Annotated in this window: 12 protein-coding genes; all 12 read right to left on the bottom strand. The window is 61.2% G+C overall.

What is annotated here, in order from left to right; all coding sequences use genetic code 11:
* Nucleotides 1–8: 8 nt before the first annotated feature.
* Nucleotides 9–839, bottom strand: coding sequence for an outer membrane protein assembly factor BamD (locus JJ889_RS05945; RefSeq protein ID WP_291892548.1), 831 nt, complete (start codon nt 837–839; stop codon nt 9–11).
* A gap of 106 nt (nt 840–945) precedes the next feature.
* Complete coding sequence (gene lpxC / locus JJ889_RS05940) at nt 946–1,845, bottom strand: UDP-3-O-acyl-N-acetylglucosamine deacetylase (protein WP_291892546.1); 900 nt, start codon at nt 1,843–1,845, stop codon at nt 946–948.
* A 128-nt stretch (nt 1,846–1,973) separates the two neighbouring features.
* Nucleotides 1,974–3,608, bottom strand: coding sequence for a cell division protein FtsZ (gene ftsZ, locus JJ889_RS05935; RefSeq protein ID WP_291892544.1), 1,635 nt, complete (start codon nt 3,606–3,608; stop codon nt 1,974–1,976).
* A gap of 147 nt (nt 3,609–3,755) precedes the next feature.
* Nucleotides 3,756–4,190, bottom strand: coding sequence for a hypothetical protein (locus JJ889_RS05930; protein WP_291892542.1), 435 nt, complete (start codon nt 4,188–4,190; stop codon nt 3,756–3,758).
* 55 nt (nt 4,191–4,245) lie between these two features.
* Nucleotides 4,246–5,577, bottom strand: coding sequence for a cell division protein FtsA (gene ftsA / locus JJ889_RS05925; RefSeq protein ID WP_291892541.1), 1,332 nt, complete (start codon nt 5,575–5,577; stop codon nt 4,246–4,248).
* Nucleotides 5,574–6,395, bottom strand: a complete 822-nt coding sequence (locus JJ889_RS05920; RefSeq protein ID WP_291892539.1) for a cell division protein FtsQ/DivIB — start codon at nt 6,393–6,395, stop codon at nt 5,574–5,576. Before JJ889_RS05920 ends, ftsA begins: the two co-directional genes overlap by 4 nt.
* A 74-nt stretch (nt 6,396–6,469) precedes the next feature.
* Nucleotides 6,470–7,384 carry a D-alanine--D-alanine ligase gene (locus tag JJ889_RS05915; RefSeq protein ID WP_291892537.1) on the bottom strand — a complete coding sequence of 305 codons (915 nt, stop codon included), beginning with the start codon at nt 7,382–7,384 and terminating at the stop codon, nt 6,470–6,472.
* Between the two features lie 3 nt (nt 7,385–7,387).
* Entirely contained in the window at nt 7,388–8,308 is a 921-nt protein-coding gene (gene murB, locus JJ889_RS05910) for a UDP-N-acetylmuramate dehydrogenase (RefSeq protein WP_291892535.1), read from the bottom strand.
* Nucleotides 8,305–9,711 carry a UDP-N-acetylmuramate--L-alanine ligase gene (murC, locus tag JJ889_RS05905; RefSeq protein WP_291892533.1) on the bottom strand — a complete coding sequence of 469 codons (1,407 nt, stop codon included), beginning with the start codon at nt 9,709–9,711 and terminating at the stop codon, nt 8,305–8,307. Before murC ends, murB begins: the two co-directional genes overlap by 4 nt.
* Nucleotides 9,708–10,814: an undecaprenyldiphospho-muramoylpentapeptide beta-N-acetylglucosaminyltransferase gene (murG, locus tag JJ889_RS05900; RefSeq protein WP_291892531.1), complete on the bottom strand. Its 1,107-nt coding sequence runs from the start codon at nt 10,812–10,814 to the stop codon at nt 9,708–9,710. The genes murC and murG overlap by 4 nt, the downstream gene beginning before the upstream one ends.
* Complete coding sequence (gene ftsW, locus JJ889_RS05895) at nt 10,811–11,938, bottom strand: putative lipid II flippase FtsW (protein ID WP_291892529.1); 1,128 nt, start codon at nt 11,936–11,938, stop codon at nt 10,811–10,813. The genes murG and ftsW overlap by 4 nt, the downstream gene beginning before the upstream one ends.
* Nucleotides 11,935–13,353, bottom strand: coding sequence for a UDP-N-acetylmuramoyl-L-alanine--D-glutamate ligase (gene murD, locus JJ889_RS05890; RefSeq protein ID WP_291892527.1), 1,419 nt, complete (start codon nt 13,351–13,353; stop codon nt 11,935–11,937). The genes ftsW and murD overlap by 4 nt, the downstream gene beginning before the upstream one ends.
* Nucleotides 13,354–13,357: the final 4 nt, after the last annotated feature.

Genomic DNA, 13,357 nt, shown 5'->3' with positions numbered 1-13,357 from the left:
CTCGCCGCTTAACCGAACAGCCGGCGCCAAGCGCGCTGGAAATAGCTCGGATCGCCTTGCTCGATACCCTCGTCGAGAGCGATACCCTCGCGAGAGAGAAGTGCGTAGCTCGCATCATACCATTCACTGCCCGGGAAGTTATAACCCAGGACGGAGGCGACCTGACGGGCTTCCTCGTCGATTCCCAGGGCTACATAGGCCTCGACCAGACGGTGAAGCGCTTCCGGCGTGTGTGAAGTGGTTTCATACTCAGCAACTACATTACGGAAGCGGTTGATCGCCGCCAGATGGAAATTGCGGCGCAGATACCAACGGCCAACATCCATCTCCTTGCCGGCCAAGTGGTCACGCGTCATATCAATCTTGAGGCGCGCGTCCGTAGCGTAACGGCTCTCCGGGAAACGACGGACAACTTGCTGCAGTGCTTCCATGGCCTGCTGGGTCGTCTGCTGGTCACGGCCCACATCCATGATCTGTTCGAAATAGGATATCGCGATCAGATAATAGGCGTAGGCGGTGTTGCGATTACCCGGGTGCAGCGAGATAAAACGCTGAGCATCCGAGATCGCTTCCTCGTAATTGCGGGACTGATAGTTTGCAAAAGCCGCCATCAACATCGAGCGGCGAGCCCATTCCGAATACGGGTGCTGGCGTTCGACCTCGTCGAATTGCGCAGCCGCCAGGCGGAACTGGCGACGATCCATTGTCTCGAAGGCTTCCGCGTAAATCGTCTCAACCGGTCGCTCTACATAGGCGACAGAGTTGTCCACGCGGCTGGCGCAGGCGGCCAGGATGGCGGAACCGAGAACGGGAACGATCAGGCGCGGCGAAACAGGCATCTACACGACTCTTGTAGTTAATCAGCCGATATCGGCCAGTCTTGAACAGCTTTGTAGCGGATCATTCGCCGGGGCAAAAGGCCCGTGTCAGTAAGTCGGTCAAATTTCAGGATTTGGCGAGCGCCACTTCCTTGGCCACACCACCGCGCATCGGCACCATTTTCCATGCCGAAGTGTCGCTCAGTAGAGCCCGGAGAGCCTCGTTATTGATGGCATGCCCCGGTCGGCTGGCTGAATAGCGACCGAGAATCGGTGCGCCCGCAAGGTATAGATCCCCCAGAGCGTCCAGCGCCTTGTGACGGACAAACTCGTCGGCGAAACGCAAACCTTCCGGATTTACGACGCCCTCCTCGTCGAGAACAACGGCATTGTCCATGGAACCACCACGGGCGAGGCCGGCTGCGAGCAGCGCTTCGTAATCCTTCTTGAAACCGAAGGTACGTGCTCCCGCGATATCCTCGGCGAAAATATCCGGCGTAACGTCGAAAACACAGCTTTGACGGCCCACCGCCTGGTGTTCGAAGCTGATATCAACCTCGATCATGGGACGCAGGGCCGGCAGGAAGCTGGCGCGGCGGCCTTCGGTCTCCACGACGACCGGCTTGAGAACCTGTATCGCGCGGCGCGGCATGGCATGCGCCGTGAGGCCCACCTTGTGAATAAGCTCAACAAAGGGAGCAGATGACCCGTCCATAACCGGCAGTTCGGGGCCATCGATCTCAACAATGAGATCATCAACACCGATACCGGCCAGGGCCGCCATCAGATGTTCGACAGTCGCAACAGTCGCGCCTGCGGCATTGGAAATTGTCGTACCAAGACGAACCGCGGAGACAGCGTCAGCGCGCGCTTCAATTCGATTGTCGTGAGACTTGATGTCGGAGCGGATAAAGACGATGCCGGTACCAGCGGAAGCAGGTTGCATCACCAGGCGAACATGATCGCCGCTGTGGAGCCCTACGCCTGCACACACAACAGGTGCGGCCAATGTTTGCCGGTTAATCACAACTACTCGCCGTCGTCTTATGGTTGCCCAAATGCGGCAAAAAAGCCGCCCCTTCGCTTACAAACAACGACAGGGGCGGTTAGACTACAACTAAAGCTTTGTTGCGGTTTGTTACGCGATTGTTTCAATCAATTCGCCTGGCGACGCAGGAAGGCCGGAATCTCAAGATCGCCCTCGTCCAGGCTGTCACCAAACAGGTCCCCGGATGGCGCGCGCGGTGCTTGGACACTGGGCGCCTTGGAGGCGACCGGAGCCGTTTTTGGTGCGCTCTCAGCCGGCTTGCGACGACGTCCAAACAGCGAGAAACCGCGCTTGGGCTCTTCCGCAGGCGCTTGCGGAGTTGGAGCGGTTGCAGCAGGTGCCGGCTCTTCGCTGGCACGACGCTGCTCGTAACGTGCATTCAGTGTTTCCGCCTCACGCTGGAGACGCTCACGATCCATGACGACCTGCGGTGCCTCGACCGGAGCCTGGGCAACCTGTTCAGCCGGAGCAATAAACGGATCAGCAGACGGCATCTCGCGCTGCTGAGCCACAGCATCGACCATTTCCTCGGCACCCGCAGCCAATTTCATCGGCTCTGCCTGGACTTCCGGCTCAACCGGTGTCTCGTGACGTGGCTGTGGCGCTTCGGAGCGTTGCTGCTCGGCCATGACCCGACCCGGACGATCAGAATTCATGCGCTTCCACGGGAGGATGGCGTCATTGGCGTTATTGCCGGCGGCAGCGGGCTGAGCCGCGACTGCCGGCTGCCGTTCAGCCGGACGTGTACGGGCACGTGGGTCCGGAGCCACCATGGCTTCAGCCTCGATACCGGTCGCGACCACCGATACACGCATGGAACCTTCCATGTTTTCGTCGAAGGTAGAGCCGACGATGATATTCGCATCCGGATCAACTTCCGCGCGGATTTCATTGGCAGCCTCGTCCACCTCGTAGAGGGTCATATCGTACCCGCCGGTGATGTTGATGAGCACGCCGGTGGCGCCCTTCATGGAGACATCGTCCAGCAGCGGGTTGGAAATGGCGGCCTGCGCAGCTTCAACGGCGCGTTTCTCGCCTTCGGCCTCGCCCGTGCCCATCATCGCCTTGCCCATCTCGTTCATGACGGCGCGAACGTCGGCGAAGTCAAGATTTATCAGGCCCGGCATGACCATCAGGTCGGTAATTCCACGGACGCCGGAATGGAGAACCTGGTCGGCCATGGAGAAAGCTTCGGCGAAGGTCGTCTTTTCCGTCGCAATGCGGAAGAGGTTCTGGTTCGGGATCACGATCAGCGTGTCGACATGATCCTGGAGCTGGTCGATACCGCTCTCCGCCATTTTCATGCGGCGCGTGCCTTCGAAGTGGAACGGTTTGGTCACCACACCGACGGTCAGGATGCCCATCTCGCGCGCTGCTGCGGCCACGACGGGCGCTGCGCCCGTCCCCGTGCCGCCGCCCATGCCGGCGGTGATGAATACCATGTGGGCACCGGCAAGGTGCTCACGGATCTCGTCAATGGATTCCTCAGCAGACTGGGCACCAACTTCCGGTCGCGCGCCCGCGCCCAGGCCTTCGGTGATCGCCGCGCCGATCTGGACGCGCTTTTCAGTCTGTGAACGGGTCAGTGCCTGGGCGTCGGTATTCGCAACGACGAAGTCGACACCTTCCAGGCTGGATTCAATCATGTTGTTGACCGCGTTCCCCCCCGCGCCGCCGACACCAAAGACGACGATGCGCGGCCGCAATTCGGTCGTTTCCGGAATGGAGAGATTGAGCGTCATGATCGACCCCGTGTACGGATATTAAGGTTAACAGCGATTCACGGGGTATTGTCCGCTTGGGAGCCTTAAGCGAGTGTTAAGCGTGATAAGAAATGCATAGAATTTGGCAGGATTTATTGACGAGTGGTTTTCCGCGCCGGCACCACCCTAAGCCGTAGCGCGCCAAGCCTCGCCCGCTTGATCATCCGCACTTGGATTATCAGTCCAGACACGGGTCTGCACACTGTGTCCCGCAAGTAACATCTGGCTTGCGAAAGCCGTGATCACCTGCCGGCCCCGTTCGGAGGCAGGCGGGTAAATCGTGACTTCGAGCTTCAACTCGGTGACAGATGTAAAGAAGTTCGCGATTTCGACGGCATCACCAGGATGAATACCCAGCTGAGCGGTCCGGAAATCAAGCTGCACCCGACGCAGGTCGCTCGCTTCAAGCGCGTCGACAATCTCCTCGACCACGCCTGTCGCCGAGAACCAGTCCTCATAGCCGTCGATGACGGCCTGAACATGGCCGGACTGCTTGCAGATGGAAACGTGATGATGCGCCATGGGACCTTCAACTCCAGCGAAGACCGTACATACACGCATGAGATGATGCCTGTCAGCACCACACCCATTCATTGTTTATGCAAGTAATTGGGCCCTAAAAGCTTTCCGCAAACCAGCGCCACATCGCAGCGGCGCCCTTGGCCTCGCCGGCCGGACGGGCTTGGCGCTCGCGCACTGGCGTGTCCATCATTTGTGGCGGTCCGGAAATGGCTTCGGCGGCACCGCGTGTCTCGCGCCGCACAATCCCTGCGACGGAACTGAACGCCGGACCGGCCACAGCATCGCCAAGGCCGGTTATGCCGCTCGGGCCCGCAACTCGAACCTGTTTGCCGAAGATACGGGCTGCGACCTCGGTCGCGCCGGGCAATTGCGCTGCACCACCGGTCAGCACCATGGTCCGGCCACTCGCCGCCAGGACACCCGCAACATCGAGACGATCGCGGATCAACTCGAAAGTCTCCTCGAGACGCGGACGAATAATGGAGTTGAGGAGAGAGCGTGGTGCTGTGCCGTACCCGACTCCCTCCTCCCCCACCACCGGAGGTACTTCGATCATTTGCTGATCATCCTCCGGACTATCCAATGCGCACCCGTAAAGAACCTTGAGACGCTCGGCCGCGGCGATCGGCGTCGACAGTCCGCGCGCGATATCCGACGTCACATGCGTACCGCCCAGCGGCACGCTGTCGATGTGTAGCAAGGCCCCGTCCGCAAATACGGCCGCTGTGGACGCACCGGCGCCCATGTCAATCAAGGTTGCGCCCAGCTTTACCTCGTCATCGCCCAGCGCGGACAGCCCGGATGCGTACGGGGTTGCGACGACACCCTTGAGATTGAGATGACAACGCTCGACACAATTCATCAGATTGCGTAGCGGCCCGACCGCCGCCGTGATGACATGCACTTCAACGCCCAGAGTACGGCCATACATGCCACGCGGGTCGCGGATACCGCGATGATCATCCACTGACCAGGACAAGGGAATGGCGTGAAGGATGACACGGTCATCCACCTGGAATTCCGACAGAGCGCCATTGAGAAGCTTGCGAAGGTCCTTAGCGGTCACTTCGCGATTATGCAGGTCAATCTCTGCAGCAATACGGGTTGAGTTCGGCTGTCCAGCAGACAGGCTGACACTGACTGCGGTCACAGCCGTGCCGGCCATACGCTCGGCCTGTTCAACCGCTGCGCGGATCGCTTCGGAAGCACCGTCCATGTCGACAATTGCGCCCCCGCGGACGCCACGACTGGACTGATGGCCAACGCCGACCATGCGCGGACGCGGACCGGCAATGGTCTCGTCAGTCCGTGCGATGAAACACGCAACCTTGGACGAGCCAACATCCAGCGCAGCATAGACGCCATTGCCCTTGGCCGGCTGTTGGGCGGCCGGGGACTGGCGCTGGAACATGCCAAAGAAACTCATGCGTCGCGCTCCCGCATACCTGCAGCCGCAGCGCGGTCCGGCAAGGCTCTTACAATCAGGTCACCCTGCCCGCGCAGGTCGAAACTCTCGGCCGCCAGGCGCAATACGCCCCGCTCGGAATGCAGGCGCGCAAGAATCGCCAGCGAGGCGTTTACATCGCCTTCCGGCAGCTTGATGTCGGCGCCGTTTTCAAGACGCAGATTCCAGCGACGCTCGCCCACACGCACGGCACCGACGACCTCGGCCCGAATGGTCGGGTGACGATCCAGCGCTTCGACAATCTCGACGACGCTGTCATTGGCACCTTCGGCGACAACCAGAGGCAGATCGGGCGGCAACATCACATCGGCCTGCCCCATCACGACGCCATAGCGGTCGATCACGTTGAGCTGTCCTTCGACCTGCCACAGGGCGAAGGCCTCGCGGGTTTCAACAACGACGGCCACGGAATTGGGCCACAAACGCGCCACAGACGCCGTACGCACAATCGGCATGGCTTCGACACGTTCACGGATCTCGTCCGGATCGACCGCAAAAATCGGGTAACCGCCCTCAAGGCCTGTCGCCTCGACAATATTGTGGGCGATCACGCCCTGGGCACCGGAGACATCAATGGTCTCAACGGCAAATCCGGCCTTGGCGAGCTGAACCTGGGAATGGGTGACAACAGACTGGCGCACGTCATCAAGCTGGCCGAACAGGGCCAGACCAGCTACGGTCACTGCCGCAACGCCCGCGAGCGCAATCCCGCCCAGACGAGCAGCATTGGCAACACGATAACGCGCACTTCGGACCTGGGCTTCCACCCAATTACGCAAACGCCGCGGTGCTGGGACCGCGGCGGACTTGGCTCTGGTTCTACGACGGACCGTCTTTTTCGGTCCACCGCGCCTCACCTTCGACACGACGCATTCTCCGCCATCCAATCCACGAGATCTGGAAACGCGATCCCGCAGTACTGCGCCTGTTCTGGCGCTAAAGACGTAGGAGTCATGCCCGGCTGGGTGTTAATTTCGAGTAACCATAGCGGGTGTTCTGCTGATTCGTCGTAACGGAAGTCACACCGTGTCAGCCCGCGACATTCCAAGGTTTTATGGGCCTTTAGCGCCATTTCCATGGCCAGCTTCTCGACCTCTGCCGGAATTTTTGCCGGTAAAATATGATCAGATCCGCCAGCCGCGTACTTCGCTTCGTAATCATAGAAAGTCGTGTTCGGGATGATCTCGGTGACGGCGAGCGCCCGGTCCTCCATCACCGCAACGGTCAGCTCCCGGCCCGGCACATAGCGCTCAACCAGCACCTCATCACCCAGATCATCCGTCTCCGCAGCCAGCCCGGCCGGAGGACGATTGGCGCCTTCCAGAACGATATGAACACCGACCGACGAGCCCTGTGCATTGGGTTTGGCCACGTATGGCGGTTTCATCGCATGTGTCTTGGCCGCCTCGAAGCGATTGACCAGCATGCCTTCCGGACAGGGTATTCCCGCCGCGCGCAGCACGTCCTTGGCCATCTGCTTGTTCATCGCCAGGGCCGAGGCCAGCACACCGGAATGCGTATAAGGCTTGCCGAAATGCTCCAGCACGCCCTGCACCATTCCATCCTCGCCCCACTCGCCATGCAGCGCGTTGAAGACGATATCCGGATAAGCCTCGACCAGCTGGTTATAGAGGTCCCGCCCGGCATCGATCTCGACAACGTCATGGCCCTTCTCGCGCAGACCATCAGCCACCGCCTTGCCGGACACCAGCGAGACTTCACGCTCGGGGGACAAACCGCCCAGAAGGACTGCGATACGTTTGCTCATGACTTACTCCTGGGGCTCCCCAACCCGTTTCACTTCCCAGCGCAGATCCACGCCGTGTTTTTCCTTCACACGGGCGCGCACATCCTCGCCGACCTGTTCCAGGTCTGCCGCGGTCGCCGTGCCGTCATTGATAAGGAAGTTACAGTGCTGTTCGGAAAAGAACGCCCCGCCGACGCGATAGCCACGCCCGCCGACACTGTCGATCAATTGCCAGGAGCGGCGCTGATTGGGCGTGCCCGGCGCGTCCGGATTGGCAAAAGTCGAACCGGAGGTCTTCTCACGGATCGGCTGGGTGCCCTCGCGCCGTTCGGTGATGCCATTCATGCGCGCTTCGATAGCGGTGGGCTCGTCCGATGTGCCCTGGAACACCGCCGAGGTGAAGATCCAGTCTTCCGGCGCCTCACAATGGCGATAGGAATAGTTCAGCTCTTCCGGGCTCGCCTCGATGATGCGGCCCAGGCGGTCGATCGCACGCACAGAGACGACGACGTCCTTGGTTTCCTGGTCATAACAACCGGCATTCATGCGCAGCGCGCCACCAATCGTGCCCGGCACTCCAACCAGGTATTCCATGCCCGAAAGGCCAGCCTTCGCTGCCGCCTTGGCGACCATCTTGTCCAGCGCACCGGCGCCCGCCTTCAGTCGATTGCCTTCGAGCACTTCCGTGCGCGCAAACGGCCCCGCCAGGCGAATGACAACACCGCGGATACCGCCATCACGCACCAACGTGTTCGATCCCGCGCCGAGCACGTGCACCGGGATATCGTCCGGGGTTTCAGCGAGGAAACGCGACAGATCTGCCTCGTCCGCCGGCAGATACATCACGTCCGCCGGACCACCGACCCGCAGCCAGGTGACGTCCTTGAGCGGCGCATGCTCGATGTATTTGCCGCGAACGGTTGGAAGGCGCTCGATGAGGCTCAACCCAGCGCCTCCAGCTCTCCTTGCAGCGCGTAGGCCCACTGGGTGATGTCACCGGCGCCGAGGAAAATGACGATATCGCCCTCACCTGCTCGCGCCGCGACTTCACGGGCAACGTCATTGCGGGTGATGGCCAGGGCTTCGCGATGGCCATGCGCGGCGAGACTTTCGACCAGGCCGTCGCGGTCGAAACCTTCCAGCGGCTCTTCACCAGCGGCAAAGACATTGGCGACCATGACCGTGTCGGCGTCATTGAAACAGGTCGAGAAATCATCGAACAGATCGGCAAGACGCGAATAGCGGTGCGGCTGCATGATGGCGATCACCTTGCCCGTCGACGCCTGGCGCGCGGCCTTGAGTACTGCCGAGATCTCCACCGGGTGGTGGCCATAATCATCGATGATCGTGGCGCCCTTCCAGGCACCGGCCTTGGTGAAACGACGTTTCACACCGCCAAAATCCGCCAGCCCCGAGCGCGCCTTCTCGACCGTCAGGCCAAGCTCGCGCGCCGTCGCCAGGGCGGCTGCAGTATTGAGCACATTGTGCTCGCCGACCATGGGCAGGAAGACATCCGTCCAGATGTCCTCGTCCTGACCGCGCAGGCGGAAACGGACGTCAAACGTCGTGCCCGCCGGTTCCGCGCGCATATTCTCGATGCGCACATCAGCCTGCGGGTTGAAGCCATAGGTGATGACCCGGCGATCCTCGACGCGGGAGGCCAGCGACTGGACTTCCGGGTGATCAGTGCATAGGACGGCAAAGCCGTAAAACGGCAGGTTCTCGACGAACTGGTAAAAGGCATCACGCAGGACATCAAAGTCTCCGTAATGCTCCATGTGCTCGGGATCGATATTGGTGACGATGGCCACGGTGGAGCGCAGTTTCAGGAAAGAGCCATCGCTCTCATCCGCCTCAACGGCCATCCACTCACCCAGCCCCACCTTGGCGTTGGATTGATAGGCGGAAATGATGCCGCCATTGATCACGGTGGGATCAACACCCGCGGCGTCCATGAGCACGGCAACCAGCGAGGTGGTGGTGGTCTTGCCATGCGTACCGCCAACAGCGACCGAGTATTTCAGGCGCATCAGCTCGGCCAGCATCTCGGCCCGGCGCACAACCGGGATCTTGGCCGAGCGCGCCGCGACCAGTTCCGGATTGTCCGGCTTGATGGCCGAAGACACGACGATGGCGCCGGCGCCTTCAACATTTTCACCGGCATGCCCGATGGCAATCTTGGCGCCCTTCTCACGCAGGCGTTCGACGTTCGGATTGGCCTTGATGTCGGATCCCTGGACCTTGTAGCCCAGATTAAGCATCACCTCGGCAATACCGGACATGCCGATACCGCCAATACCGACAAAATGGACCGGCCCGACCGGGAAGGGCAAAGCGGCAAATTTCATACAACTGCTCCTGTCACCAGGCCGTCCACGGCCTTGGCCAGCGCCTCAGCCGCATCCGGGCGCCCCAACGCCCGCGCTGCAGCTGCGCGTTCTTTCAGATCCTGCGGGTTCGACAGGCGGGATTCCAGCAATTCGCTCAGCCGTTCTGCAGTGAAATCGGCTTCGGGCAGAACATCCGCCGCCACCGCCTTGTAAAGACCTTCGGTATTGGCGCTCTGGTGATCGTCAGCAGCGATACCGAGCGGACAGAAAATCGCGGGACGCCCCACGCCGGCGACTTCCGACACCGTTGAGGCCCCGGCCCGTCCGATCACGAAATGGGAATTGGCCAACAGCTCCCCCACATTCTTGAAGAAGGGCTCGCAGTGGGCGTTTACGCCGGCCTTGCTGTAAGTCTCTCGCGCCATGTCGAGATTTTCTTCGCGTGTCTGTTGGACGACATCAAGGCGAGATTTGAGCTTTTCCGGGAGCATTGCGATCGCCGCCGGAACCGTCTCGGACAGGATGCGCGCGCCCAGACTTCCGCCCAGAACCAGCAGGTTGATCCGGCTGTCATCCGAGATTTCGGGATAACCGGCGGCTCGCGCGTCCACGATCGGCGCTCGCAGGGGATTGCCCGTCAGGATATGGCGCTTGCGGGCCCGCTCGGGCAGGCGGTCGAGGCGTTCGAAACCGGACGCTATGAAACCCGCCTTGGACGCAAACGTCCGATTGACCCGGCCCAGCACCGCATTCTGCTCGTGAATGCAAAACGGAATGCCTGCCGTCCTCGCCGAGGCGATGGCCGGGAAAGCGGGATATCCGCCAAACCCCGCCACAACATCCGGTTTCCACGCCTTTACGATGGCCTGGGTCTCAGCCAGACCACGGGTCAGCTCGACCCCGGCCTTGAGAAGTTTCAGCGGGTTCTTGGTGAAGGGACTGGCCGCGTGGATTTCGTCGACGGCCACGGCCGGAAATTCTTCGGTATGTTTCATGCCGCGCGCATCGGTCACGAGGCGGATCTGCCAGCCACGCTTGATCAGCGCTTCGGCGGCCGCGCGCGCAGGGAACATGTGTCCGCCGGTTCCTCCGGCGGCAATCAGGCAACGTCTGGGTGTCATGCGGTGTATCGACTGGAATAAGCGCCGGGACGGCGACGGGTGAAGGCCAGCATCAGGCCGGCTCCGAAAGCGAGCGCGAGCATGGAAGATCCCCCGTAGGAAACGAAAGGCAAAGTCATGCCCTTTGGCGGGATCAGGTTCAAGTTCACAGCGATGTTGACCAGCGCCTGCAATCCGAATTGCAAGGCCAGGCCAGCAACAGCCAGCTGCGCGAAATGATCGGTCAAACGCATGGCCTGGCTCCAGGCGCGCGCGACCAGAATGGAAAACAGGCCGATGATCGACAATGAGGCGAGCAGGCCGAATTCCTCGGCGGCAACCGAGAAAATGAAATCCGTGTGCGCATCGGGCAGAAAGTGCTTCACCTCCCCCTCACCCGGACCTACACCGGCAATACCGCCACGCGAAATCGCATCCATGGCCCGGTCGATCTGATAGGTGTCGCCACTCTCCGGATCGAGAAAACGTTCAACGCGGCTGGCGACATGGGGAAACATCATATAGGCCGCACCAGAACCGGCCACGGCCAGGCCACCCAGGCCGGCAACCCAGATCCAGGACAGGCCCGAGGCGAAAAAAACGCCACCAAAACACAGCGTCAGAAGCACGGACTGGCCGAAGTCCGGCTGAATCATCAAAAGCCCGATCGATACGAGAAAGATCGCAAAGGCGATTATACGCCCGGGCACGGGCGCTCCGCGCTTTTCCTCTGCAAACAGCCAGGCGGCCGTGACGATCAGGGCGGGTTTGAGAAATTCGGATGGCTGCAGCCCGAAACTGCCGATACGAATCCAACGGGTCGCGCCCTTCACCTCGTGCCCGATAAAGGGCATGGCGATCATCAGGGCCAGAGAGCCCAGCAAGGCAACAGCCGCAAGGCGGCGTGCACCGGCGGCTGAGAGCGAGGAAATCGCCAGCACACCAATAAGCGACAGCGTCGCGAAAACGCCCTGTCGATAGAGAAAATAGAAGGGATCCTCGATACCGAGGCGATCGGCTGCGGCCGGGCTTGCGGCCATGGACAACATCAGGCCTGTCGCTATCAACGCCAGGACAACAAACAACAGGGTCCGGTCAATGCCGCGCCACCAGCTTATGGCCGCGCGGGGAGCAAGCGCATTCAACCCGCGCCTCCAGCAGCCATGGAAGCGGCACCGTTTTCATGCACCAGGCGGGAAAACGCGTCGCCCCGATCCTCGAAACTCTTGAATTGATCAAAGGAGGCCGCGGCCGGAGACAACAGGACCACCGCTCCAGGCACACCTTGCGTGTCCTCACGTGCCGCAATGATGGCCTTGGCCAGATCACCGCATTTCTGCCAGCTGACCTTGCCATCGAGTTCGTCAGCAAACAGATCCTGCGCCTCGCCGATCAGATAGGCCTTGCGGATACGATGCAGCGCTGGCTCCAGCGCTTCCAGCCCGTCCTCCTTGGCGCGCCCTCCGGCGATCCAGAAGATATCGTTGTAACAATTGATCGCCTGCAGCGCGGCTTCGGCATTGGTCGCCTTGCTGTCATTGACGAACCGCACACCGCCTTCATTGGCGACGATTTCCTGCCGGTGCGGCAGGCCACCAAAACTGGCGATCGCATCAGCCGCGGCACGGCCACCAATTCCCAGCATGCGAACAGCCGCCAGGGCCGCAGCGACATTCTGGGCATTGTGGCGCCCCGGCAGGGCCTGGGCCCCGGACAGGTCAACAAGCGGATGGGAGGCGCTGTCGAGCGCGTCATAAACCCGGTCGCCCAGCGCATAGACACCCCGCGCGAACACCCGCCCGGCCGAGATCGGGACAATCTGGTCCTCACGGCGACGCTGGCGCAGGGTGGAATAAAAACCATTGGTCTCGTCATCATCGATACCGATGATCGCCACACCCTGGGTGTTCTGCATCTCGAACAGGCGTTTCTTGGCGGCGAAATAGCCATCAAATCCGCCATGTCGGTCCAGATGATCCGGCGAGATGTTGAGCAGTACGGCCACATCGCATTCCAGCGACTGGGTCAGGTCGATCTGATAGCTCGACAATTCCAGCACATAATACGATCCGGGTCGCGGCGGATCCTGAGCCAGTATGGCGTCGCCGATATTACCGGCCACGATCGCATTGCGACCGGTTTCACGAAGGATATGGCCGATCAGCGCAGAGGTCGTGGACTTGCCGTTGGTGCCGGTCACACCGATAATTTTCGGACGGCGGCGCTCCGGCAGCTCGGCGATCGTCTGGGCGAAGAGCTCGATATCCCCGATCACCGGCGCACCCACTGACTTGGCCAGCTCGACCATGCGGTGCGGTTTGGGGTGCGTCAGCGGAATACCGGGCGAAAGCACCAGGGCCGCAATATCGCCCCAGTCCCTGCGGTTAAGATCATCAAGGTGGATACCCGCAGCCTCGGCGTTGGCACGCGCCGTCTCGGAGTCGTCCCAGGACGACACTTCAGCGCCTCCGGCTTCCAGGGCTTTTCCGGCCGCAATACCTGTGCGCCCCAATCCGAACACAGCCACGCGGCGGCCCTTGTATGTATGGATCGGGATCATCTGG

Origin of the sequence: Maricaulis sp. (assembly GCF_017643475.1) — a bacterium.
In the GTDB taxonomy this organism is placed as follows: domain Bacteria; phylum Pseudomonadota; class Alphaproteobacteria; order Caulobacterales; family Maricaulaceae; genus Maricaulis.
Note: the sequence above shows the minus strand (reverse complement) of the source record. Positions and strands in the feature narration are given on the sequence as shown.

What these genes read in the sequence shown, in the direction of transcription:
- murC (WP_291892533.1), bottom strand. Translation starts at nt 9,711, where the DNA reads ATGAAATTTGCCGCTTTGCCCTTCCCGGTCGGGCCGGTCCATTTTGTC.
- JJ889_RS05930 (WP_291892542.1), bottom strand. Translation starts at nt 4,190, where the DNA reads ATGCGTGTATGTACGGTCTTCGCTGGAGTTGAAGGTCCCATGGCGCAT.
- JJ889_RS05945 (WP_291892548.1), bottom strand. Translation starts at nt 839, where the DNA reads ATGCCTGTTTCGCCGCGCCTGATCGTTCCCGTTCTCGGTTCCGCCATC.
- murD (WP_291892527.1), bottom strand. Translation starts at nt 13,353, where the DNA reads ATGATCCCGATCCATACATACAAGGGCCGCCGCGTGGCTGTGTTCGGA.
- JJ889_RS05915 (WP_291892537.1), bottom strand. Translation starts at nt 7,384, where the DNA reads ATGAGCAAACGTATCGCAGTCCTTCTGGGCGGTTTGTCCCCCGAGCGT.
- ftsA (WP_291892541.1), bottom strand. Translation starts at nt 5,577, where the DNA reads ATGAGTTTCTTTGGCATGTTCCAGCGCCAGTCCCCGGCCGCCCAACAG.
- murG (WP_291892531.1), bottom strand. Translation starts at nt 10,814, where the DNA reads ATGACACCCAGACGTTGCCTGATTGCCGCCGGAGGAACCGGCGGACAC.
- ftsZ (WP_291892544.1), bottom strand. Translation starts at nt 3,608, where the DNA reads ATGACGCTCAATCTCTCCATTCCGGAAACGACCGAATTGCGGCCGCGC.